This is a genomic window from Niastella populi (assembly GCF_002078015.1).
Taxonomy (GTDB): domain Bacteria; phylum Bacteroidota; class Bacteroidia; order Chitinophagales; family Chitinophagaceae; genus Niastella; species Niastella populi.
The window spans coordinates 69,114-91,566 of record NZ_LWBP01000191.1; the positions used below are offsets into that span (position 1 = coordinate 69,114).

General features: G+C 44.0%; 20 protein-coding genes. 5 read left to right on the forward strand and 15 right to left on the reverse strand.

The features are described from left to right. Positions 1-317: 317 nt before the first annotated feature. Entirely contained in the window at positions 318-1,601 is a 1,284-nt protein-coding gene (locus tag A4R26_RS19815; protein WP_242674964.1) for a YncE family protein, read from the reverse strand. Positions 1,602-1,871: 270 nt separating this feature from the next. Here A4R26_RS19815 and A4R26_RS35880 point away from each other — a divergent pair, with 270 nt between their 5' ends. Next, the gene (locus A4R26_RS35880) at positions 1,872-1,994 is read left to right on the forward strand and encodes a hypothetical protein (RefSeq protein ID WP_278248436.1); all 123 of its coding nucleotides are present in this window, start codon (positions 1,872-1,874) and stop codon (positions 1,992-1,994) included. Between the two features lie 152 nt (positions 1,995-2,146). Here the strand turns inward: A4R26_RS35880 and A4R26_RS19820 are convergent, their stop codons facing one another. The 8 genes from A4R26_RS19820 to A4R26_RS19855 all read right to left on the reverse strand — a co-directional run bounded on the left by A4R26_RS19820 (position 2,147) and on the right by A4R26_RS19855 (position 8,288). Further along, positions 2,147-2,731 (reverse strand): hypothetical protein, encoded by a 585-nt coding sequence (locus tag A4R26_RS19820; protein ID WP_081167132.1) that lies wholly within the window; start codon positions 2,729-2,731, stop codon positions 2,147-2,149. A gap of 316 nt (positions 2,732-3,047) precedes the next feature. Continuing rightward, entirely contained in the window at positions 3,048-4,277 is a 1,230-nt protein-coding gene (locus tag A4R26_RS19825) for a DUF5123 domain-containing protein (protein ID WP_081167136.1), read from the reverse strand. 52 nt (positions 4,278-4,329) lie between these two features. Next, positions 4,330-4,653 (reverse strand): hypothetical protein, encoded by a 324-nt coding sequence (locus A4R26_RS19830; protein WP_081167140.1) that lies wholly within the window; start codon positions 4,651-4,653, stop codon positions 4,330-4,332. A gap of 27 nt (positions 4,654-4,680) precedes the next feature. Continuing rightward, on the reverse strand, positions 4,681-5,928 hold the full coding sequence (locus tag A4R26_RS19835) for a hypothetical protein (protein ID WP_207625788.1): 1,248 nt from the start codon (positions 5,926-5,928) through the stop codon (positions 4,681-4,683). A gap of 42 nt (positions 5,929-5,970) precedes the next feature. Next, entirely contained in the window at positions 5,971-6,306 is a 336-nt protein-coding gene (locus tag A4R26_RS19840) for a potassium transporter KefB (RefSeq protein WP_081167143.1), read from the reverse strand. A gap of 150 nt (positions 6,307-6,456) precedes the next feature. Continuing rightward, the gene (locus A4R26_RS19845) at positions 6,457-6,756 is read right to left on the reverse strand and encodes a winged helix-turn-helix domain-containing protein (protein WP_081167145.1); all 300 of its coding nucleotides are present in this window, start codon (positions 6,754-6,756) and stop codon (positions 6,457-6,459) included. Then, entirely contained in the window at positions 6,753-7,361 is a 609-nt protein-coding gene (locus tag A4R26_RS19850) for a hypothetical protein (protein ID WP_081167220.1), read from the reverse strand. The genes A4R26_RS19845 and A4R26_RS19850 overlap by 4 nt, the downstream gene beginning before the upstream one ends. Before the next feature lie 180 nt (positions 7,362-7,541). Further along, positions 7,542-8,288: a hypothetical protein gene (locus tag A4R26_RS19855; protein WP_081167147.1), complete on the reverse strand. Its 747-nt coding sequence runs from the start codon at positions 8,286-8,288 to the stop codon at positions 7,542-7,544. A gap of 187 nt (positions 8,289-8,475) precedes the next feature. Between A4R26_RS19855 and A4R26_RS19860 the strand changes: the two genes are divergently transcribed. Next, on the forward strand, positions 8,476-8,889 hold the full coding sequence (locus A4R26_RS19860; RefSeq protein ID WP_081167150.1) for a hypothetical protein: 414 nt from the start codon (positions 8,476-8,478) through the stop codon (positions 8,887-8,889). Between the two features lie 127 nt (positions 8,890-9,016). Here A4R26_RS19860 and A4R26_RS19865 read toward each other — a convergent pair whose 3' ends face one another. From A4R26_RS19865 to A4R26_RS19875, 3 genes are all read right to left on the reverse strand, one after another. Beyond that, on the reverse strand, positions 9,017-9,751 hold the full coding sequence (locus tag A4R26_RS19865) for an SDR family NAD(P)-dependent oxidoreductase (protein WP_081167152.1): 735 nt from the start codon (positions 9,749-9,751) through the stop codon (positions 9,017-9,019). Between the two features lie 85 nt (positions 9,752-9,836). Continuing rightward, positions 9,837-11,336 carry a HAMP domain-containing sensor histidine kinase gene (locus A4R26_RS36245; protein ID WP_081167154.1) on the reverse strand — a complete coding sequence of 500 codons (1,500 nt, stop codon included), beginning with the start codon at positions 11,334-11,336 and terminating at the stop codon, positions 9,837-9,839. Continuing rightward, a complete protein-coding gene (locus A4R26_RS19875) occupies positions 11,337-12,095 on the reverse strand; it encodes a response regulator transcription factor (protein ID WP_081167156.1) in 759 nt (252 codons plus the stop codon). A 76-nt stretch (positions 12,096-12,171) separates the two neighbouring features. Between A4R26_RS19875 and A4R26_RS19880 the strand changes: the two genes are divergently transcribed. Next, positions 12,172-13,470 (forward strand): spondin domain-containing protein, encoded by a 1,299-nt coding sequence (locus A4R26_RS19880; protein WP_081167160.1) that lies wholly within the window; start codon positions 12,172-12,174, stop codon positions 13,468-13,470. Positions 13,471-13,602: 132 nt separating this feature from the next. Here the strand turns inward: A4R26_RS19880 and A4R26_RS19885 are convergent, their stop codons facing one another. Together A4R26_RS19885 and A4R26_RS19890 are read right to left on the reverse strand one after the other, a co-directional pair. After that, positions 13,603-14,577, reverse strand: a complete 975-nt coding sequence (locus A4R26_RS19885; RefSeq protein WP_081167165.1) for a fatty acid desaturase family protein — start codon at positions 14,575-14,577, stop codon at positions 13,603-13,605. Between the two features lie 26 nt (positions 14,578-14,603). Continuing rightward, entirely contained in the window at positions 14,604-15,488 is an 885-nt protein-coding gene (locus tag A4R26_RS19890; RefSeq protein ID WP_081167169.1) for a lysophospholipid acyltransferase family protein, read from the reverse strand. 609 nt (positions 15,489-16,097) lie between these two features. Here A4R26_RS19890 and A4R26_RS19895 point away from each other — a divergent pair. Further along, positions 16,098-17,147, forward strand: a complete 1,050-nt coding sequence (locus A4R26_RS19895; protein ID WP_207625789.1) for a hypothetical protein — start codon at positions 16,098-16,100, stop codon at positions 17,145-17,147. Positions 17,148-17,747: 600 nt separating this feature from the next. After that, the gene (locus A4R26_RS19900; RefSeq protein WP_081167173.1) at positions 17,748-19,808 is read left to right on the forward strand and encodes a glycoside hydrolase family 76 protein; all 2,061 of its coding nucleotides are present in this window, start codon (positions 17,748-17,750) and stop codon (positions 19,806-19,808) included. Positions 19,809-20,668: 860 nt separating this feature from the next. Here A4R26_RS19900 and A4R26_RS19910 read toward each other — a convergent pair. Then, on the reverse strand, positions 20,669-22,453 hold the full coding sequence (locus A4R26_RS19910; protein WP_081167180.1) for a hypothetical protein: 1,785 nt from the start codon (positions 22,451-22,453) through the stop codon (positions 20,669-20,671).

Genomic DNA, 22,453 nt, shown 5'->3' on the forward strand with positions numbered 1-22,453 from the left:
CGGCTATCTTTTGCGACGCGAAAATAGGGCGCACTTGAATTAATGAACACCGCATACTTATTGATAACATTTATTTCATTTTAAGTTTATACTACGGTGTGCGGTTGGTGTGCTGTTTTACAGCATGGTGGGCATTATGCGGAGAGGCGCTGTTAATTTGCCTTGTGTAAGTCAGGGTGGAGTGGGTCTGGTGAGAATTGTAAACCGAAGCGATAGTTATATCCGGAAAATCGTAGTGAGATAGATGATCGTGCGGGACTTGTGATGAAGCTTTCCCGAAGTGTAAACATTGGGAAAGTTTTTATTTATTGAGAAGATCACCAGATGAGCGGGTGCGGTTCGTTTTTCCAGAATATGGCCCTCAGCTCTTCAAAGTGATTGCCATTGCCGATGGAATGATCGTCTCTTTGTCCCTGGTCGAGTTTAAGTTGATGGATCATTCCCGAACAGGCGGCTACCCATAGGGTTGTTTCATCATCGGAGATCGTCATGCCTGTGATGGTGGAGCCGAGGAAATAGCGCCAGATCAGTTTGCCGGTAGCATCATATGCTTTTATATAACCGCCAACATCGCCCATAATATAGTACGATGAGGTGGCTACTGCAGCATACACCCGGCAGTTTTCATCGATTACCGTGTACCGGCCGTCGCGGGTATGCGATTCAATAGTGAGGCCGTTTATGCCGGTGGTAGAAACGCCAATGGTAACACCGTTATAGAAATGGCATGAATTCAGCACCAGTTGTTCCCCGTCTTTCGAAAACAGGGCGTAATGCGGATAAGATGATTGCGGACCGAAGCCGGCAATTTCTTCGCCCTGGCTGTTCAGTATGCGGTGTATGGAAGATTGATCGCCCACTGCAATGAGAGCATTGTCGCCCGATACGGCGGCATGTTCCATATGGATATTCGGTGTCCATTCTTTATCATCGGGGTCAGGAACAGGGTGAATGAGTTGGTAGCCGCGGGTATTGAGCAAATAAATGCCTTCCGGAGAGGTGAGTAAAACCGATAAGCCGTTATTAAAAGGGATTGTTTGAGAAATGGATAGCTCGTTTACCGGGGGCAGTTTGAATTCGTAAAGTTTAGGTCCGTCCCAGCCATTGTATGTAGTTACTACGCCGTTTTCTACAATAGCATATATATTGTTTTTGGGCGATCTGCCAATGGACTGTATATTATCCCGAAGCCTGACGATGGTGCTACCCGATAATAACCAGGCCTTTCTCTTTTCATAAGCAGAACCTACAATAAAGGCAATTTTATTATCGCTTATGTAACATAGGTTCTCGATATTCTGTCCCTGCTCCTGAATGATATTGATAAAAGGCGCATATGCCGGCGGAAAATTTTCTCTGAATGTGGAGATGGTACCTTCCCTGTTCGCTTTCTTTAAAAGTGTAAGTACTTCCTGAGCCAGTTCTTCTCTGTTGTCGGCCGGTTCTTCTTTCTTCCAGTTATCCCATCCGAATTTTTCACCAAAATCAATCATTGCATTAATTTCCGTTGCATATGTTTGCCCCATTGAGCGCCATGCGGTTTGCAATGTCATATTCTTGCCTGCCTGGTTCATGCAGATATTCACTTTTATATTTCGCACAATATGTAACTATTTGCCATAGTTCGGATGTTCAGTTGTTATGAACATTAAACTGGCTATCGGCGCGGTTTATGATTTTAAGGCATAAAACTATAACAACATTTTAGATTTATAGGGATACACTTGATAAGTGTGTTATTTTGGACAATAAACGTGTTATTTTGCCTGATAAGTGTGTAAGCCTGGAATAAGACAGGCCCGCAAATTATGGCTAAACGGATCTTTGGGGATGTAATTATATAAAATAAAAGCACATTGGAATAGGATGTCATGCAGGGGTCAGTGACCGGGAAGCATTATTATATCAATAACTATTGTAAATACGACAAGACCGATAAAAATGAGATCGTGATCTTTGATCTGAAACCTTTTAAGCTTATTGCGAAGATCTGACGTAACCGGGTCATCTTCATGGCCTTTGCTTGAAGCGAAGCCTGTTGAGTATACGATCTTGTAAATTCATCGTCGGGCCGGGTTAATTTAAAACCTTAGTAATAACGTTTTTTGCCTGGCTCGTACCTTCCGGATTATGAAATTATGTGTGCTTAAGATTCTTTTATAAACACATGAATATCATGCGGAGCGGTTTCGTTGCCGCCAAAATATGGATATAACTTATAGCCGAGAATGTTGCTGGAATTGCAATGGCGCTGCAGCGTGGTTTTTGATCCGTTACAGGTGAACAGGTATTGGTTGGGTTGAATACTGATGCTCAGTTCGGCAGGTGTGCCAATTAGCGTTGTTCCAAGCAGCGCGCTTTTGCGAATGCCATTCGTATAGCAATAAGCATACAATTCAATCATTTTCCCATTCCATAGCCAGCCCACGCGGGCGCTATTCTCGTGGTGAAGGGAACCACAGTCGCTGAAGCCGTATAGTTTATTGATGTCATATGCGTTTTCCGCATTATTGTTGGTGTATATACAACTGCTGTCGAAGATGGCCGTGAAATGCAGTTCTTTTTTGTCTATTGTCTGGTAGACATTGTTTGTTGCATAATGTTGTTTGGCTGGGATAAGATATTCCGTATAGCCGGCATAAGGGTTTTCTTTGGTTGCCGGAAGATGAGTTTGTTTTTTGCTACAAGCTACTGTTGCCGATAACAGCAACACCCACACAAATCGGTTCACTGCACTTGTTTTTATAGGTTATAGATAATTGCCAGCAGGTACCTGCAATGGCATTGTAATCACGAATTTTATGCCATTTTGTTTTGTAACACCGGTATGATGTAAACGTTTTAACATTCTGTTTGACTGCAATACAGTGAAATGTGTATAGAATAATAAGTAAAGGCCGCCTCAGGTGTGAAGGCGGCAGGAATTTCTGGGTACACCAAAAGGATTGCTGCAGGCAGGGAAATGGGAAGGGTTTAATAATTATAATTTACCGGAGAAATTCATAAAGAAGATTGAAGCCGGATCGTAAGGCTTTTTGCAGCTGATCTCACAGCTTCCCGTTATTTTGATATCCTTTGCCTGCCGCCGGACTAGCCGCCTGCAATGTAAAATCACCTGATGCGGCATTATTGAAAAGCGGGTCTTTGCCAATAATGCTATTGATATCTTTCACCGGAAGGACAGGGCCTGTCCATGCAGGGTTTTGCGCATGATACCAAACGTTGCCGGAAAAATTAAAACTTTGCGGAGTCGTATTTGCGCCGGTATTGCAATCGGTGCTCACCCGGTTATTGCGGTAAATGATATTGTTTTTAAAAGAATTATTTCCACAGGGATAAAAGCGGGAAGTATCTACGGTTTCCTGTAAGATCCTGATCACCCATTTTTGCGGAAGATAAATGGTATTGTTCATCACTTCGGTATGCACGCAACCTACATAGGCAATTGGCGCATCGGAGCCGATGATAATATTCGAATAAACCGTCAGTTGCGCGGCTTCGTAGCGGGCGTCGAGCGGACGAAACATTTTCAGGTTTGTTGATCCGCCCAAATTAAGCGTGCGTTGACCGCCGTTTTTGAAAACATTGAATGCGATCCTGATGTTTTTTGCTCCGCCTTTGGCCTGTATAGAATTGCTGCCCTGGTTCTCAAAACGGTTGTTCGTGATGGAACCCTCATGACAACCTACCATATCGATAGCGCTGCCGCCTGTTGCTCCGTTGAGAAAGACACAGTTTTTGATCTCAAAGAAATCTACCCCGGATAGTTTAAGCAGATCGTTGTTGCCCTTTGCTTTGATATTCCGGAAAGTACAGGCGTCAAAGATAATATGATGCGAGGGCGTATCATACGTGCCTCCATCATCCATATTGAACCCGTTGCCGGTTTGCTGTTCAAAAATGAAACCTTTTACCTGCACATAAGCGGCGTCTGTCATATGCCAGGCAGCGATACCGCCCGCATAAATAACGGTTGCGTTCGGCGCCGGAGTAATATAGATCCACTTTAAGTTAGTGCCCTGCAACCTGGCAATGGAAATACCGCCGGCATACTTCCCTTCATGCACCATTATGGTATCACCGGGTAATGTAACCGCAACAGCCTGTGCAAGTGAAGTATAAGTTTGCCCTGCGCCTACATGGTGTGTTTTTCCAAACAAGGGAAGGCATAGGCAGGTGCAGATAAGATAACCGGAAATTTGCAGTCCGAACTTCCTGTATAGTCTGGATACAGGAAACTCAGGTATGGTTTGTATATTAAAGCATCTGGTTGGCATCAGGAATGCATCAATTTACCATTTTTATTAGATTCTACAACTGCGTTTTTTACTAACTATACGTAGATACATATTCCATAGCATTTTCACCGAAAGACCGTACCTGTGGTTCCACCAGTTTGTTCAGGTTTTTCCGTTTGGTCATGTCGACGGGATAATTCTTTCTCATTCTCTTATAACAGTAAAACGAATTCATGAATGCCGACAGGAGAAAGGCGCCCGCGCTTAAGGTAAATAGTCCGCGCATGATCCTTTTGAAGGCGTACAGGGGTGAGAACGATCGCTTCCACAATGTCCGGTGCGCCTGCAGCACAAAATCCCTTTCGTGCCCGAATTCGTACCGCTGCACGTATGCTAAGATAAGATCAATTTTCATTTTATGGTTTTGATGTAGTGTGTTGCTTTATTTGAACCCGAAAAGGAATGGGAATAAAAAGATCACGATTGTTGACCATATAAAGTATACCGGTAAATAATAGGTAATAACCTTCCCCACTTCAGTGATTTCATTCTTCCCGATCAGTACCCTGAAAAGAAGCACTGTTACCAGCAGGAGGTTTACCAGTATCAGCACATTGCTGCCAAGCACTGCGGCCCTGTTGGGAGTGAGGCCCCATTCGGAAATGCGGAACAGGATGGCCGATAATGCAAAGCTGTTTACAATGATGGTTGCGGTTGAAAGCAATGCGAGCGTCCAGATCTCTATTTTACTGTTTGTTGTTTTCGTCGATTCGGCAACAGAAAAGAATATGATTGCCATAACGCCTATCAGGAGTGCATTGAACACGATCAGAAAATCGCGGTCGTTATAAAGATCTTTACCTGTGATCACAATGGCAACCAGATAAATGATCAGCATGCCCAGTACGAGCGGACAAAATATTTTTGCGATCACCGGCGAAACTTTCCCTACAAGGTTCGGGTTGGTTTGGGTGAGGTAAGTTCCCAAAACAGGCACGGCAGGAAGGCCAAAGGGGAGAAGAAAATCCTGGTAGAGTTTTTCAACATTGAAACCAATTAATGAGAAAAGTCCTGCGGTTACCCCGCATAGTATAAAACCCGCAATGGCAATGAGCGCTGACATTACCACCAGGTCGCCGTTAAAACATAACCAGGCCAGCCGTTTTTCTCCATTACTGTCTTTGCCGCCAACAAAAGCAAATCCTAACAATGACCACAGGAAAAATGCCATATGCATACACGATAACATAAGGGTATCGCTTTTCGGGGTATCGGGAAGCCAGTTGATAAACAGTAATCCTGCCAGCGCCAGGCCGGCAATAATTGCAATTTTACCGGTCGATCGTTTGTTCCTCCAGGCGAAATAGACCGACAACGCCGGAAAGATGATGAAACCTGCGTTCCGGGTATAGAAGTATTCCTCATCTATGTGCAAAAAGGCAGGCAGTTTTGCGGTAAGTCCTGCGACAATGATCGCGATGACCACAAATATTAATTCCCTGCGGTTAGCCCAATTGATTTCATCCCGTTCATAGTTCAGCCTTTCATTCCAGAAAACGGCAAACCGGCTGCCCTGGATTTCGGGGTAAAGCGAATTGAATTCGCGCCTGAACAAACTTTTATTGCTCCTGTACAGTTTTTCGAGTTCACCTGGATGGTTCAGGTGGCCGAGGATCTGGTCTTTCATCATTTATTGAATGAATTATTGAATAGTGATTGTTAACAGATGCGATCAATTCCAATATGTGCCGTCCAGTCCTAATATAATCCCAACCCACAAGCCAATTACAAATATGATCCCGCTTAGTATAATGGCTATTAATTTGTTCAATCCGATCATGCCATGGTAATTCACGAGATAGTAATTACATAAGCCACCCATTGCGCCAGCCAGCGGAACTATGATCAATGGTCTTATTATCCATAATTTAGGCCAGGCGGGATCGGGACTATCGGCCGTAATAAGAAAAAAGCAGATCAGTAATAAGCCGATCGCTGCGCCGATCAGCATTCGTACCGCTAAGGAACCTTTGTTGGTGCGGGTGGTTGCGTTGGTGTTTGGTGTCATGTTCACTGTTTTTGAATAGTTTAAATTGAAAGAACTTTGAAATTCAAAGTGTAGGAGCAAAAAAATATGGCTATACTTTTAACCCATTAGAAGCCGCTGCTATGTTCCGTGTATGCGGCAACCTGTGTTCAGTTGTTGTTGGGTTCATGTTTATTTTTGTGATTTTAGTAATTGTTCCAGTGCTTTCAAATGATCTTCAAATGCTTTTTTACCTTTCTTCGTCATGTAATATTTAGTGTTGGGTTTTTTCCCGATAAACGACTTTTTCATGTTTATAAACCCTTCTTTTTCCAGGGCTTTCATATTGCTGGCCAGTTTACCATCGGTGATATCGAAGAAATCTTTCAGTGAATTAAAGTCGAGCATATCATTGACAGCCAGCACCGACATAATGCCGAGCCTGACCCTGTTTTCAAACGCTTTATGTAATCCATTGATTGATATTTTCACCGTTCGTACTTGTAATGCAAATAAATGCCATAAACAATATGCACCACGCCAAAACCCAGGGCCCAACAAAATAACCCATAACCTATAAAGAAGGTGCCGGTGAGGCCTAACCCTATTTCAACCAGTCCCATCGTTTTAACTTCATCGTAAGTGAACTTGCTGGTATTATATAGAGCCAGTCCATAAAATATTAGTGAAAATGGGGCTATCAGGCCAACCAGTCCTTTAAGCAATACCGCAAGCATCAGCAAACCGCCGGCAATGAGGGGTACTGCCATTGCGCTCACCACCCGCTTTGTGGTAGCATTATAAAATTTTTCACCGCTTTTATTCGCTTTTCTCCAGGAAAGATAAATAGCAGTACCAAGCGCCAGCACAAGAACGAGCAGGGCCAGCACAACGATCTTCCATAAAGAACTGTCGGTGGCAGTGCCCAGGTCACCGGGATTGAAATCGAGCGCCCGGTAAGCAATAAAAGCGCCTGCCAGGGCATACATACCGGCCATTACGCCTGCCAAACCTGATAGCGACAGGAACTTGGACGAGCGCTCCATCATAGAGCGGATCTCAGTTATATCACGGGCGTAATCTGGCTTTTCATTCATGATGAAAGTACTTTGCATTTCAAAGTTAATGAACGAAAACCATACGTGCAAGATTTTTTATTAGAAATTGGCAGCAATATGCTGATCTGGACAAATTGGGGGGTGAGTTTTCGGCTCTTCCGCCGCATGTTTATCATCAAAATGGCTTTCGATAACGCCTGTGGGTGGGTGTCTGATTCTTTAAGGCTGCCTGAAATCCACCCTTACCGTACGGTCTTCATTGATCCTGACATAGAACTTCATATAGAACTTTAGCGCCATTCCTCCATGCATATAGGGCATCCAGGGATGCGATTTATTAAGCGCTTCGGTTAAAGCCTTTGCGTAAGTTTTGTTTGCTGAGGTTATTTGTTTGTCAACGGTTATCGTACTGTCTTTTTTCAGGATCGCTGTAAAAATGAAAACAGAATCGGTGAGTTTTTCTTCCGCAGAAATATGCTGAATACAAGCCTGTAATTCCTTTTCCAGGGCAGCCGTGCCCTTTATGTACCAGATAGAGTCCCTGATCCTTACAAAGTAATAATCGTCTTTAGGATAGTATTTATGGGTAGTGGCAATAAAGACGGAATCGTATCTGATATTGACGGTTGCATGCCAGTAGTCTGCCTTATGATCGATCAACGACTCTACCAGCGAATCAGGAAGGTGCCATTTCCCGAATTGCTTTTCAAATAAATATTTATCGCCTTCGAAACACAGGTCAAAAAATTGCCGGTTAGCTAGTGAATCGGTTGATTTGATAGTAAGGCGGTTGCACCCACGCGGTTCCCACCCGTAAATTTCTACTTCCTTAAAGGAAGGATTTTGCTGAAAAAAGGTACGCAGGGGCGAATAGATCAACAGTTTCCTGTTCTCTTTAGTTGTTTGGGCACTGCCGGTGTTCAGGCTTGCTATAAACAGCAAGGAAATGAATAATGATCTTCCCATTTTAACAATTATTGGCCAGCCTTATAGACGCACTCCCATGCTTTTTGCATAAACTTCACGGAAAAATTTTCTGCAATGCGTGGAGGTTGCTCCAAAATGTCACAATCACCCCCCTGGTTTGTCTTGATTGCACCCCTCACAAAAAATGACAGATAGTAGCTTTGTAGCATCATTAAAAATGTACAATATGGAGAAATATATCAACGAAAAAGATATAAAGGTCATTTATGTGCAGGCTGCTTCATTTCCTATGGGAGTGGGCGATGCATTTCAAAAGTTGCATTCCCTGGCGGCCGATGCTGCCACCAGAACGCATTATGGTATCAGCCACATGAATGAACGTGGTGAAATAGTTTATAAAGCGGCGGTCGAAGAATCATTTCCCGGTGAAGCGGAGCAGTTGGGTTGCGAAACGCTCATTATACGAAAAGGCACTTATGCCAGTGAAATGCTGGTAGATTGGAAAAAAGATGAGTCGGTCATCGGCAGAACTTTCCAGGAGCTTTTACAACATCCCGATCTGGATAAAAAAGGGTATTGCCTTGAGATCTATACGAGCGGTAAAGATGTGCTTTGCCTGGTGCCATTGACGGTGGCATAACCGCAAAAAGAAGTGATTATATTTGAGTAAACTGCAGCCGGTTCTCATCGATTGATATACTGCTGGCATTCAACCCTTTTTCATTGTGATCGGCAGGGTTGGCTCCCAATCGCAATAGTGCTGGATGCTATTGCGGAAAGGCAACACCGGTAATTGTTTCGCATAGTTGTAACAATTTTTCCTGCAGAGTTATGTCATCGGCGGCAGTGTTATAAGCTCTTTGTTTTTTATGGTGAAAATAATGACCGCTTACCCTGGCATTGCTGTCGTTTCCTGTGGCCAGCCACACCTGGGTTTCGTATCCTTTTTGAAGATTATCCGGGGCGCCGCGGCCACCCATTTTCGTTGGCACCCAACCGGGGTCGATCGTGTTGGAATAAACACCCGGCCATTTGCGTGCTACCGCCATGGAAAGCATCAGTACATGCAGTTTTGAATCGGAGTAGCTTATGCGGCCGCTGTTTACATTGAAGTTTTCGAAGTTCGGCCTGCCCTGCAAATGCATGCCGGAGCTCAAATAAATTAATCGTTCAGGCCGTTGAATTAAACTGGTGAGAATATACGGCGCTAAGGTGTTCACTGCAAAGATCAGTTGTGATGAAACCTGATAAACCCCTGCATTATGGATCACGGCATCGAAACTTCCCAGGTCATTGACCTCCGCCGCCAGTTGTTTAGTGGCTTCAATGTCCGACAGGTCGGCAGTTAATACGGGTTCCGCTGTTGGTACTTTTCTTTTTGCTTCAGTTCCCCGTGCGGGGTTGCGGGCATGTAAAACAACGTTGTGCCCTTCGGCTGCCAGTGCTTTTGCCGCAAGAAGGCCAAGACCGTCTGCAGAACCGGTTATAAATATTCTAGCCATGGAATAAAAACAGCGATCCGGGTATTAATGTTTAGGTACTTTCACTGGCCGGGGATATTTTTTTAGTATAACAGATGCTTTTAATTTACGCAAATGCGTTAACGTTCAACGGGCTGTTTTTGTAAGGCAGTTCAAACCTGAATGTTGTGCCTTTGCCGGGTTCGCTGAATACGTCAATAGACGCCTGGTGCAGCTCGAGGATCTTTTTCACAATAGCAAGCCCGATACCCATTCCTTTTTGAGAAGTGTGTTCTTTCTTTAGTTGCTTATACCGTTCAAAGATCAGCGATTGCTCTTCGGCTGCAATGCCGATACCGGTATCGATAATATGCACTTTTATTCCGGCTTTGCTTTGGGTTAGCTTAACTGTTACCGAACCGCCATCGTTTGTAAATTTGAAGGCGTTGTCGAGCAGGTTTTGAAACACCCGTTCCGTTAGTGCCAGGTCAGCGAAAACAGGGGGCAGGTTACCGCTCTTATCCAGGTGCAGTCGTATATTCCGGGTGTCTGCCTTTAACTGGTACGATGAGAGAATGTCAGACGCAAGCTCATCGATCAAAAACGATTCTTTTTGTGGGGTTACCAGGTTGGCTTCCAGCCTGGCATACTGAAAAAGCTGCTCTACCAGCACCGACAGCTTCCTGTTGCTGTCATACACGATCGTAAGATATTTTTCGATATCCTTTGCATCGAGCTGGTCTTTTTTCATCATCAGCGTTTCTACATATCCCTGCATTATGGATAACGGTGTGCGAAGGTCGTGTGAAATGTTAGCGATAAGTTCCTGCCTGAACCTGTCGGTGGCCGATATCTTGTCGATATTGTCTACAATCACATCTGCCATTTCATTGAAAGTGGATGTTAACATGCCAAGGTTCCCTTTATCATAACCTTCTATGCGTGCAGAGTAGTCGCCTTCTTTAAATCGTTTTACTACACCGGCTATGCGGCAGATACTGTCGGTGATCAGGAAGAACGTAACAATGCCTACAATGAACGCTACCACCAGCGCTGCATAAAACATGTAGCTGGCGAGGCGGATATACAGGTTATTGTCAAGCGCATGCAGAATGGCTTTTTGTTTTTCACTGGCCAGCACGGCATATACATATCCTACCAGGTGTCCGTTCTCATATACCGGTGCAGCGGAAAAAATGCCGGGTTCTCCGGGCTGTTTGGGATTATCACCCAACGGGCGTTGCATATTTGTTGCCCCTATCCACTGCTTTACCTTGTCAATATTCACCTGGTGCATCTGTACGGTGGTGTCAGGTACAACATAGTCTTTGATATTACCGGCGGTATCGAGTAAATACACTTCTACGCTGGGGTTGGCAACCATGGTAGAATGGATAATATCATGTGTTACGCTTGTATCTGGTTTGCCGTTTTTAAAAGGCTGGGTAAAAGTTGCCAGGTGCCGGGCAATATCTCCATAAAGCTCCTGGTGGGCCGCCATATAATACGATTTTGAGAACCTCGAAGCGATGGCTACAAAAACGATTCCCAATACGATCAGCAGCCCGGAAAATACAGCGGTGATCTTCCAGAAAAGCCGGTTGCCATTAATAGTTCGTACAGACATTTATAATTCTTCATTGAACCTGTAGCCTACGCCCCAGGTGGTTAATATAAATCGTGGATTGGATACATCCTCTTCAATTTTAGCGCGTAGCCGGTTGATATGGCTGTTAACGGTATGTTCATAACCTTCAAAGTCGTATCCCCATACCAGGTTCAGCAGTCTTTTCCGGCTGTAGCTTTTACCCGGGTTCGAGGCCAGCAGTGTGATCAGCTCAAATTCCTTCGGTGAAAGGTCTATACGGCAGTGGTTGAGCATAACCTTTCGTTTGTCAAGGTCTATTTCCAGCCCGCTAAAACTTAGAAGGGGAGTGGTGGATGCGGGAAGGTTATCGATCGCAAATTCTTCGCTTCTTCGAAATATAACTTTTACCCGCGCAATAAGTTCCCTTAAACTGAAGGGCTTGGTGAGGTAGTCATCAGCCCCCGTTTCCAGCCCCATTACTTTGTCTATTTCTTCACTCCGCGCGGTGAGCATCAGTATGGGGGTATGCCGGTCTGTTTGCCTTATTTTCCTGCAGATCTCGAGGCCGTTCAATGCGGGCAAAGTAATGTCGAGAATAATAAGGTGGAACAGGCCTTCTTTGGCGGTAGCCAGCCCTTTCTGGCCATCGCTTTCAGTGGTTACTTTGCAGCCCAGATCATGAAGGTGGATCCTGAGCAGTTCCACGATGTTAGGATCATCTTCAATGATCAATACTGTTTTGATATCCATATCGATATTATACAGCAAAGGTGCTAAATAAAAGACATTTTGATCCATTGTGATACTTTTGTTATAATTCTGCAACACCTGTGGGACAAGGTTTCATTTGTTTTGGGTTATAAAACTCACCACAATGAAATACAACTCATTAAAAGCCTACGTATTATTTGCCTCAGTGTTGTTCCTGGGCTCCTGTAAAAAAGATGATGATAACCCGCCCGACCGGACGGGTACCATAAAAATTGAAAACGTACTCGACAGCAAGCCGCTGGTACAATCAGGTACTTTCAGGGGAAGCGGTACGCCGCCTGTAATTTTTCCCGGACAATCCGTTTCATTCAGTTTTTCCGCAGCCAAAAACCAGCGCCTGACATTTGCCACGATGTATGGCTGGAGCAACGACCTGTTCTTTGCGCCGGAAAATCCGGGCATTAAATTGTACAACGATGATGGTTCGCCGGTAACCGGGGATGTATCAGCGCAGATAAAACTGTGGGATAACGGCACCCGGGTGAACCAGGCGCCCGGCGCTGCGGTAACCCATCCCGGAACGGCTGAAGCAATGGCCAAAAACATTAAAGAAGTAAATGGGATGGATGATAATGGCAACACTTACCTGGCCGCTTCTAACCTAATGCAGGCATCCCTCGCATATGATGGCAATTCTACATTCACCATTACCATTACCAACAAATCGGGCGGCACCGCCAATGAAACTCCATTTAGTCCCGGGGTATGGGCCATCTCCTATGTGGCAGGCGGAAACCTGCTGTTGCCTGAGCCGGTTTATACAGCCGGTAAACCAACTGCAAACGGGCTCACTGATATTGCAGAGGCTGGCGATATCTCGGCAATGAGTGCTTATCTGATGGAAAAGACCGGCATTTTTACTCCTTTGTCACCGATATTGGTGGTGGTATATAAGGGTAAGGAAAATCCCTTCTTTAAAACAGGGGAATTAGACCGCGGCGAAGGATTGAAAGAACTGGCGCAGAATGGCAATGCCGATTTGCTGGCGGCAGCCTTGAGATCGAAGCCGGGCGTTAGATCGGTGTATGTACTCAAAGAAGGAAAAAGTACCGTGCTGCTTCCGCGGATCGATGGCGCCGACGGTGGCATGGTGTCGCAAATGTTATCGGTAGCGAAAGGCGACCGGATCGCAATTGCAACGATGTATGGATTTTCAAACGACTGGTTTTTCGCCACCTCGGGAAATGATTGGGATGCCGATGAAAAGGGCGACCTGTCGTCCTCAATCAAGTTGTTCGATAACGGAACGGCCATAAATCAATTCCCGGGAGCCGGTATTACACAATTCAACCTGGCAGGTACGCCGCTCAATGAAAGCAAGCCCATTATGGAAGTGCCAAACCCCAATGGTTTTACAACGCTGCCGGCTGTAAACAGGATGATTAAAGTAACGTTTCAGTAAAGCGGATAAGTGGGAGATGATCAAAGACAAAGCGTAGCAATATTGGTATTTATTCTTACAAATAGAAGATCCCAAACTTTTCAGTTCGGGATCTTTATTTTTTTTAATGCGGGTTCAGGTACGCCGCATGTTTTATTTAATTCCCACCATTGAGCCCGTGCTTGGGTCCCACACCTTTAACCGGAAACATGCTACTATATCCAGCGGATTCAATGTAGTTGTTTTTGCTTCCTGTAATTGCGGAATGCTGGCCATTACTTCGGGAAGACGGTAGAACGGAATGCGTGAATTGATATGATGAATATGATGATAACCGATATTTGCCGTAACCCATCTCCAGAAGGGATTCATGACCATGTAGCTGCTGGAACACATCGCCGCTTCCTCATAACACCAATCGTCTTTTTCACGGAAGGTTACGCCCGGGAAGTTATGCTGGGCATAGAACAGGTAGGCTCCTATCATAAAAGCCAGCAGAAATGGCACTATGGCCGCCAGCAGCCAGGTGATAAAGCCCAGTTTAATAAAAATAAATGCGCTGATACCAATATGAACGATAAGAGCCACCAGCGAATCCCAATGGCGTTTGGGTGCGCTGATAAAAGAGCGCACACACATGCCGTAGAGGAACATGGTGATATAGCCAAACATAATGGTGAGCGGATGGCGGATGGCCAGGTAGCTGCGTTGCTCCGCTTTGGAAGACTGCAGGAATTTTTGTTTGGTCATAACCGGGTATGAACCGATACTGGCGCTGAATAATTTGCAGTTATGATTATGATGGTAATCGTGCGAGCGCTTCCAGATGCTGACAGGCGCGAGAATAAAAATGCCATATATTTTGAAAAGAATATCTGCGGGCAATGACCGGTGAAGAATGGTATGGTGCTGGTGATCGTGGTAAATAACGAACATCCGCACCATAGTAAGCCCGGCGGCGACACTGCAGGCAATCCGTAAGAAGATATTATCTAAAAAGTAAATGCCTGCAAAGAGGGCAATCAGGATCGTTAAGGTAGACAGGCTGTAGAACCAGCTTTTCCATACAATTTCTTTGGCAAATGGCTTGGTGGCAAGGATCAGTTCCCGGCCCGGTTTCTTTTGCATGTTTTATTTAAAGGGTTTTTATACAATTAATGTAATTCTGCAGGGCGTTTGTGTTTCCATCGTCTATGTGTCCAGAGCCATATTTCTGGTTGTTCCCGAATATCTTTTTCCAGTCTGGTTGTGTGTAATGCTGATATTTCTCCTTCGGCGGTATTTTTGGCATCTTCCGACAATACTTCCGCCAGAATGTTGTAATAACCTCTTTTCAGCCGCTTTATTGTTATGTAAACAATAGGATAACCCATTTTTTTGGCAATTTTTTCGGTACCTCTGAAAACCGGAGTATCCTGGTTGAGAAAGGTGGTCCAGAATGCATTATCCGGCTGTGGTGTCTGGTCGGCAATAAAGGCGGTGGTGGTGATCTTCGCTTTGTTTTTCACCATGTCCTTAAATGTGTCTTTCATTGCAATAAGCCCGGTGCCGAAACGGGTGCGCATGCGATACATCAGGCCGTTGAAATACTTATTGCCAAATGGGTGGTATACTACAAACAATTGTTGTTTACACGTGAGGCTGAAAGTATTGCCTGCCCATTCCCAATTGCCGAAATGTCCCATCACGAGCATGATACTTTTCCCTTCACTGTGATAGCGGTCGAAAATATCTTTTGCAGCGGGGCTTAACGTGCAGCGTTTTAACATGGCCGACCGCCCGATCGTAAGCGTTTTAAAGCTCTCGAGGAAGAGATCGCAGAGGTAGTGGTAATAATCCCTGCACAATCTTTTTATTTCTTTTTCCGATTTTTCGGGGAAAGAATTGCGAAGGTTTTGCAGGGCTACTTTTTTGCGATAGCCCATTACGTAAAAGAGGACAAAATAGAACCCATCACTGACCCTGTATAAGATTGGAAAGGGCAGGAGGGAAAGCAAATAAATGAACGGTAATGAAATGTAATAGATCAGGCGTTGCATGAGGCGCTAAGATAACTTTTTTGCCCGGATACAAAACAATTCAGCCATTCTTTAAAACAAACGTGGGACCATGACTAAACATCGGTCAGAAAAACAGGAACGGCCCGGCAAATGCTGATATTCAGCACTCAAAACCCTCTGTCATAACTGCAATGTTGAGGACCATATTGGCAGGATCGGCCACCTGTAAACCTTCCGACTCAAAGACACGGGTCCCGTTCAGGAAGCCGATCATCATGCCGAACATGCTGGCCAGGGCGGCGATGTCCCATGCGGCCGCTGCGCCGGGCGCTTCTCCTAAATAGCGAGCCCGCCGCCGGGGACCCGCAATGAAGATTCAGCCGCAGCCACGCAGTTATCAAACACAGACCGGGGGAGGGCTTGCCTTGCTTTCCAGGTGAAGGTAGGACTACACACTAATTAAGGCCGCAACATCGGTAAAGGAAAACAGTACAAGTTCACTCATCGGCTTCACTATTACAAATCGATTAGTGATTTATTGAGTTCTATTACATCAGGTTTTTTATACCCGTAACGGGACTATCCATTCAGATGGAGTGGGTAATTTTCTAATCACTGCTGCGGGAATATTGCTGAAATAAGCTGAGCATGAAAATTTCCGTATTAACTAAAACATATATTATGGAAGCGAGATTAGAAAGAACCAGCGTGTTGAGTGAACCAGGTGTACTTGCTTCAGTAAAGCGCATTTCCTGGGCGGCAGTATTTGCTGGTGTACTGATAGCGGTAGTTATACAAATTACACTCAGTTTACTGGGTATAGGTATTGGACTAAGCACTGTTGATCCTAAAACAGAAGAAAACCCGGTGCAGGGCCTCGGCGTGGGCACAGCGATCTGGTATGTAATATCGAGTCTAATAGCCTTATTTACAGGTGGCTGGGTAGCGGGTCGGCTGTCAAAGACCAATCAGGAATTTGATGGCGCCATACATGGCCTGTTAACCTGGAGTATAGTATCTCTTCTTACACTTTATTTTGTTACAACAGCAATAGGTGGTATACTTGGCGGGGTAGGAAGGCTGGTCGGAAACACGCTTAGTACTGTTGGTAATGTGGCCGCAAAAGCCGTTGAAGCAGCGACACCTGAAATCAGGGAGCAATTGCAAAATGTGGACCTGAATAAACTCAAAAATGAAGCTACGCTATTACTTAAGCAGACAGGAAAGCCAGAATTACAGCCCGGTGCTTTGGAAAACCGGGCAAAACAGTCGGTGGATAATGCAGGAATTACAGCCGACAATAATGCGGTAACTCCGCAATATACAGACGTACAGGTAGATGGATTGCTGGGTCAACTTTTTGCTGAAGGAAAAGATGTTGCACAGGCGGTGGATAGAAACGCAGTGGTGAATGTTATCGTTGCGCGAACCGGTAAGAGCAGGGCAGAGGCGGAACAAATAGCAGATAACTGGATAGCTGCTTCAAAACAGGCTTCTGCAAAAATGCAGCAGATGAAACAGGAAGCAGAGGCGAAGGCAAGAGAGGTTGCAGATAAAGCTGCGGATGCGGCATCAACGGCAGCAATACTCGCCTTTGTAAGCCTGCTGCTTGGTGCGGCCGTTGCATACTTCGGTGCAAAGAAAGGAACTGAATCAAAAGATGAAATAGTCGTTGCACGGTCTTCAGCTGTGGGATGATCTGTTCATTCGGGTAGATAAAGACAAAAAGCAACCCCTGTTTAGGGAATCTTACTCCAAACAACTGCTTGCACTAACCGCTACCTATTATTCATACATAAAGAGCACTAATCAATCTTTTCAACCTGTACCAGTAATCGGGATATCCTTAAAAGGCAAATTCCACACCTTTCGTATTGGTATTTGCCTTTTTGATTTTTGGAATTTCTTGTGCCGGGTACGGGAGCCAGATTGAACACCTTCCGGCATTCGCCGATTTTCTTCTGAACCTTGAAAAAGTAAGATTGCAGACTTCACAAGGTGGTTTTACCAGCAGGGTCTCACTTTAATGGCGACTAATTTACACTAAACAAAACCTTCAAATCTTAGGCAGGATGATAAGTATGGGCACTGGTTAAGGTTAGTGACAATGCAGCGCCACCGCCAACCATCGTATAGTGGCGTATGGCAAATCAGGCGTTTTTTCAAGCCTGAAATCGATTGTATGTGGATATTTCATTGAATCTTTTGCTGCAGTAATGATAGGTGCAACTTGCTAAATCAATATATTAGCCTAGGCTACCTCGTTATTTGTATTTATCACCAAACAATACTTGTCACATGAAACAGAAACACCTTTTCCTAAGTGCTGCTATAGCATTACTGCTCTTACATGCTACTGATGTTATTGCCCAAACCGCCGGCATTGAATCAGGGGCCATTTATAAGATCCGCTCGAAAAGCAATAACAAATTGCTGAATGTAAGTAACTCTTCCTTGTCGAATGGCGCCAATGTAGATATCTGGACCGACACCGACAGCGATGCTGAACGATGGAGGGTAGTACATATTACAGGCAACAACTATACTTTTCAAAACATCGGTACCGGAAAGTACTTGCATCTGGCTAACGCCACGCCGGCAAATTCGGTTAACATCAACCAGAATGATAATACCAATAATAACCAGGTGCGTTGGAACATTGTTAACAATGGCGATGCTTCGTTCAGTATCAGGTCTGCCGGCAACACCGGCTTTTCCGCTGATGTAACGAACGGTGGATCGGCCGACGGCACCAATGTAGTGTTGTGGACCAACAACAGCAATTCCAACCAAAGATGGGGCTTTGAAAAAGTTAATGAGCGGCCTGCTGCGCCAACGGCGGCTATTGCCGATGCCATATTTGCCGCCTGGAAAACGAAGTATTACGATGCCAGAACGGGCAATCAGATCATACCCAATGAAGGGTTCTGGGGCGTTGCCGAAATGATGGAAATAGTGGTAGACGCGTTTGAGGTTACCGGTCACCTCAAGTACAAAACCATGTTCGATGAAATGTACCTGCTTTTTCTCAATAAAGAAGGGCAGGACTGGATGTGGAATGATTACAATGATGATATCACCTGGATGGTGCTTGCCTGTGTACGCATGGGACTACGAACCAGCAACCAAACTTATCTCAATAAGGCTAAAGATCAGTTTGATAAGATGTATGCCCGTGCCGTGCGCGACAATGGCAACTGGCTTGTATGGAAACAAGGTACGCCCGGCACCAATTCATGCATCAATGGACCCGCGATGGTAGCTTGTATGTATTTGTACCAGGCGTTTAATGACATAGGTTATGTTAACAAAGCCATTACCCTGTACAACTGGTCGAAGAACAATCTTTTTGAACCAGCTACCGGTAAGGTGTATGATAGCAGAAACGGCAGTACCATTAATTATTGGAGCTCTACCTATAACCAGGGAACATATCTCGGTGCGTCTGTGATGTTGTTTAATCACACGGGAGATGCATCTTACCTGACGAATGCAGTCAACATTGCGCAGTATACGAAGGTGAATATGTACAACTCGGGTGTCATCAATAATGAAGAAGGGCCCGACCTGAATGGCTTCAAAGGCATCTTCCAGCGTTATGCACGGCGGTATATCATAGATTGTAACCGGCCTGATTTTATCTCCTGGCTGCAATTGAATGCACGCGTGGCTTACAATAATCGCAATACCGAGAACATTATACCAACACGTTGGGATACCAGAGCCGCCCAGGGAACTTATTATTCCGGATTCGCCGCATCTACGGCCGTTTCTCTTTTGATCAACTGCCCTTACGCTTCCACTACCAATCAATATGCTACCGTTTATAAAGACTGCAACTACACGGGTGGCGGCGTGCCTTTGCGTGTTGGCAGGTATACGTTAAGCAATTTAATAGCGGCCGGCGTCAGGAACGATGATATTTCATCTATCAGGGTGGCTTCAGGCTATAGGGTTCTATTATATTGGGATGATAATTTTATGGGGAGCAGTTTGTCGCTTACCGCCGACGACGGTTGCCTTGTAGACAATGGCTGGAACGACAAGGTGTCGTCTATTGAAATTGTGGCTGCGGATGCAGCTTCGCTGGCGCCGGTTGTTGTAACTGGTATGTCAACGAATGGAAAAGCCGACATGCAGGCATTTCCTAATCCGGCCTCCCATTTTGTTTCGGTAACCAATATACCGGCTAACACAGAGATTACGGTGATAGATATAGAAGGACGGGTGGTTTTACGGAATAAGTTTGCAGGGAAAAACGGCATGCTAAAACTGAATATAACCAATTTGCCATCGGGCACTTATTTTATCAGGGCAGGCAAGGCCGGCCAAAAGCCAATTAAGGTAGTCAAGAGATAAGTTGCACACATAAAATCTTTGTACCGGAATAAGATTAAAAGAGTACCAACCCAACTTAAACCATAACTCAATTTCATGAGCCGGATAATCAAGCTATTCGGCTCATGAAATCACTCTCTTTGAGCCAAATAAATCTGAGCTGTCCGGTTGTGGACGCGCTGTTTGAAATGCAAAAAGTTGCTTTAAGAGTGACTTTTTGGGATCAGGTCAAAAAAATGGGGGATTTATGGTCAAACATGGTAGGGTAATGGTACCTGCATTGTACGTTAAAGGTAGCCAGATAGCCGGGGTATTGTACTGAGATACGCCGGGGATTGCCTGCGGCCCCTCTACCGATACCTGGTGTGTGAGGCAATCGCCAGTGTGTCATCAGGCAATCTGTAGGTTGTTCCCGGGTTATTCACATAAATACAACTACCCGTTTCAGTATACTTTCATTGGCTTTTAATAGTAGTTCAACCGGAGTGCAAGACCATTGCAAATGCACTCCGAAGCCATTACCATAAGATTTACATCCCGTAAAGGTCTCGTGAAGGTCCCGTGAGGGTCTCGTAAAGGTCTTGTGAAAGTCTCGTGAAGGTCTGGCGATTGTCTTGTGTAGAAAGAATGCTGATTGCGGAATGAATAATAAATGCTGCCAATGGTATAACCTGGTGCAATATACTAAAAAAGGGAAAAATGGCCCGAATACATTCTATATTAAGAATAACCATTCCTGCTCCCCAACTTTTCAGCATGATCCACGATTTGTTGTACCGCGTACGGGAGTGGGGGCGAACACCTGAATGAATTCGTTGATTGTATTCTTTGTCTTCCGGTCGATAGTATTTATAGCAGTAGGGTCGTTTAATTTCACTTAATTAATTGGAAAAATCATGGTCAAACGCATTTCTAGATAAGTACAGCATGAATTTTTGCAGAAGATCATCTGAAAATGGGGATCTATAATGACTTACCCGTTTAATGTTAAACTCTAACAATTTTCCAGATTTAGATAGGCAGTTTTCGTTATCTATTTTAAATCCAGAAAAAAGAGGGCCGTTAAAAATCGATTTTTTAATGGTGTTTTTATTTGCAATTTTTATCTTTCTATAAGTCTTTATTCCCTCACTAAATTCAGAAAACTCTTTATAAAGGTCTTTATACCTTTTTTTCCATGAATCTTGTAAGATCGCCGAATTGCTTTCAGATTCACTTAAGTTCATTTTTGATGACCCATCATTGTTAAAAACAGTTAGATCTAGGGGTGACAAGCTTACCGGCTGAAATGTCGAGTAACGAACAATCTTTACTTTGTCATTAGGTAACGTAACATCCTCAACAATTTCCAAAGTGGCTAGCTGTCCCTTTTTGAATTTTAAATAATTATCTTGGTCTATCGTTTCTAATTCAACCAAAAAACCTATATTATACTTTCTATCTCTAGAACCGCTACTCCTGAGTGTAACATTACAAGGTTGAACAAGTAAGATATAATCTTTGTTTTCAATGTTAAAAATATCTCCATTTGATATTGGGTAATGCAAACGATTCAAAATTTCATTACTTATATATAGTTCTTTTTCCCTTAGTTTAATAACCTGTGACTTTACAATCGGAGTTTCGCTTCCTGTTTTTATCTTTTCAACTAAACGTATTTTTTCAAGGCATTGATTTATTTTTTTTCGTTTATCGTTGGGCAGCAGCCGAGTCAAAGCGCTATTGGTGGTTATGATATTTGAAATTCTGATGAGTGTGCTCATTTCCCAAACACCTTCTAGTTTTGAGCTTCTTTGAATTATATGGTTAAATGATTCTGGTGTTAGAGAATTAATCTCTTGAATTGATTGAGAAAATGAACTTCTGAGTATTGCTGAGGTTTCTTTTTTAAGCGATTCTACTTCATTGATCAAAAGAGTATTTCTAATGCCCTCTGCCAAGCCTGGTAGATATGAACTATTTTGGAATCTCTTTTTTGAAATTGTGTAGAATTTTTCTTTCTCTAAATTATGTGTGTTGCAATATTCACTTCTTTTATCATACTCTTCAATGGTGTCAAATAGGTGGGAGAATAAGCCGCAATGTAAATATTCGCTTATCTTTTTATCTTGAAGCAGTTCGAATGCCAAGTCTCTACCATCTCGTAAATCGGGCAATGGTGCATGCACAAATTCTATATCAAATAGAAATAGGATTTTATTGGTGGCTGTTAAGCTGCTTAATATTTCATTTTTCTTTTCAATCCATTCTGTAGGTGACAACAATTCAATTTTATCCTTTAAAAGATCTTTTAGTTTCAAAGGTGCAGTGGAATTTTCAAGCTCCTCATTATTGCCTTCAAAAGTTATTATTTTTAAGAAGATTTCCCTTCTTTGGGCATCGTCTTTTTCATCCCATATCTTAATAATATCCTTTTCAAAAGGAGCTTCTGGAAGCTCCCAGTTTACAAAATCCAGCTCTTCTGGCTTGTTGTCGTAATGAGCTTTTAGTTTTCCTACATATGCTTCCTTTAGTTCATTTATAGAGCATCTATCATCTATATAGACAATCTTTTGAATTTTTAATTGTGAAAGCAAATTTAATAAAGCTGTTTTTGCCTGGGCTTCGCTTTTATCTTTAAATGTGTCGGCAAGAACTGCAGGGGTTTGATTAATGCCTTGCTTCAT

Excerpts from the sequence above, each read along its gene's own strand:
- A4R26_RS35880 (WP_278248436.1), top strand. The coding sequence starts at position 1,872 with ATGCAGGGGTCAGTGACCGGGAAGCATTATTATATCAATAACTATTGT.
- A4R26_RS19825 (WP_081167136.1), bottom strand. The coding sequence starts at position 4,277 with ATGCCAACCAGATGCTTTAATATACAAACCATACCTGAGTTTCCTGTA.
- A4R26_RS19830 (WP_081167140.1), bottom strand. The coding sequence starts at position 4,653 with ATGAAAATTGATCTTATCTTAGCATACGTGCAGCGGTACGAATTCGGG.
- A4R26_RS19835 (WP_207625788.1), bottom strand. The coding sequence starts at position 5,928 with ATGATGAAAGACCAGATCCTCGGCCACCTGAACCATCCAGGTGAACTC.
- A4R26_RS19840 (WP_081167143.1), bottom strand. The coding sequence starts at position 6,306 with ATGACACCAAACACCAACGCAACCACCCGCACCAACAAAGGTTCCTTA.
- A4R26_RS19850 (WP_081167220.1), bottom strand. The coding sequence starts at position 7,361 with ATGAATGAAAAGCCAGATTACGCCCGTGATATAACTGAGATCCGCTCT.
- A4R26_RS19855 (WP_081167147.1), bottom strand. The coding sequence starts at position 8,288 with ATGGGAAGATCATTATTCATTTCCTTGCTGTTTATAGCAAGCCTGAAC.
- A4R26_RS19860 (WP_081167150.1), top strand. The coding sequence starts at position 8,476 with ATGGAGAAATATATCAACGAAAAAGATATAAAGGTCATTTATGTGCAG.
- A4R26_RS19865 (WP_081167152.1), bottom strand. The coding sequence starts at position 9,751 with ATGGCTAGAATATTTATAACCGGTTCTGCAGACGGTCTTGGCCTTCTT.
- A4R26_RS36245 (WP_081167154.1), bottom strand. The coding sequence starts at position 11,336 with ATGTCTGTACGAACTATTAATGGCAACCGGCTTTTCTGGAAGATCACC.
- A4R26_RS19875 (WP_081167156.1), bottom strand. The coding sequence starts at position 12,095 with ATGGATCAAAATGTCTTTTATTTAGCACCTTTGCTGTATAATATCGAT.
- A4R26_RS19880 (WP_081167160.1), top strand. The coding sequence starts at position 12,172 with ATGAAATACAACTCATTAAAAGCCTACGTATTATTTGCCTCAGTGTTG.
- A4R26_RS19885 (WP_081167165.1), bottom strand. The coding sequence starts at position 14,577 with ATGCAAAAGAAACCGGGCCGGGAACTGATCCTTGCCACCAAGCCATTT.
- A4R26_RS19890 (WP_081167169.1), bottom strand. The coding sequence starts at position 15,488 with ATGCAACGCCTGATCTATTACATTTCATTACCGTTCATTTATTTGCTT.
- A4R26_RS19895 (WP_207625789.1), top strand. The coding sequence starts at position 16,098 with ATGAAAATTTCCGTATTAACTAAAACATATATTATGGAAGCGAGATTA.
- A4R26_RS19900 (WP_081167173.1), top strand. The coding sequence starts at position 17,748 with ATGAAACAGAAACACCTTTTCCTAAGTGCTGCTATAGCATTACTGCTC.
- A4R26_RS19910 (WP_081167180.1), bottom strand. The coding sequence starts at position 22,453 with ATGAAGCAAGGCATTAATCAAACCCCTGCAGTTCTTGCCGACACATTT.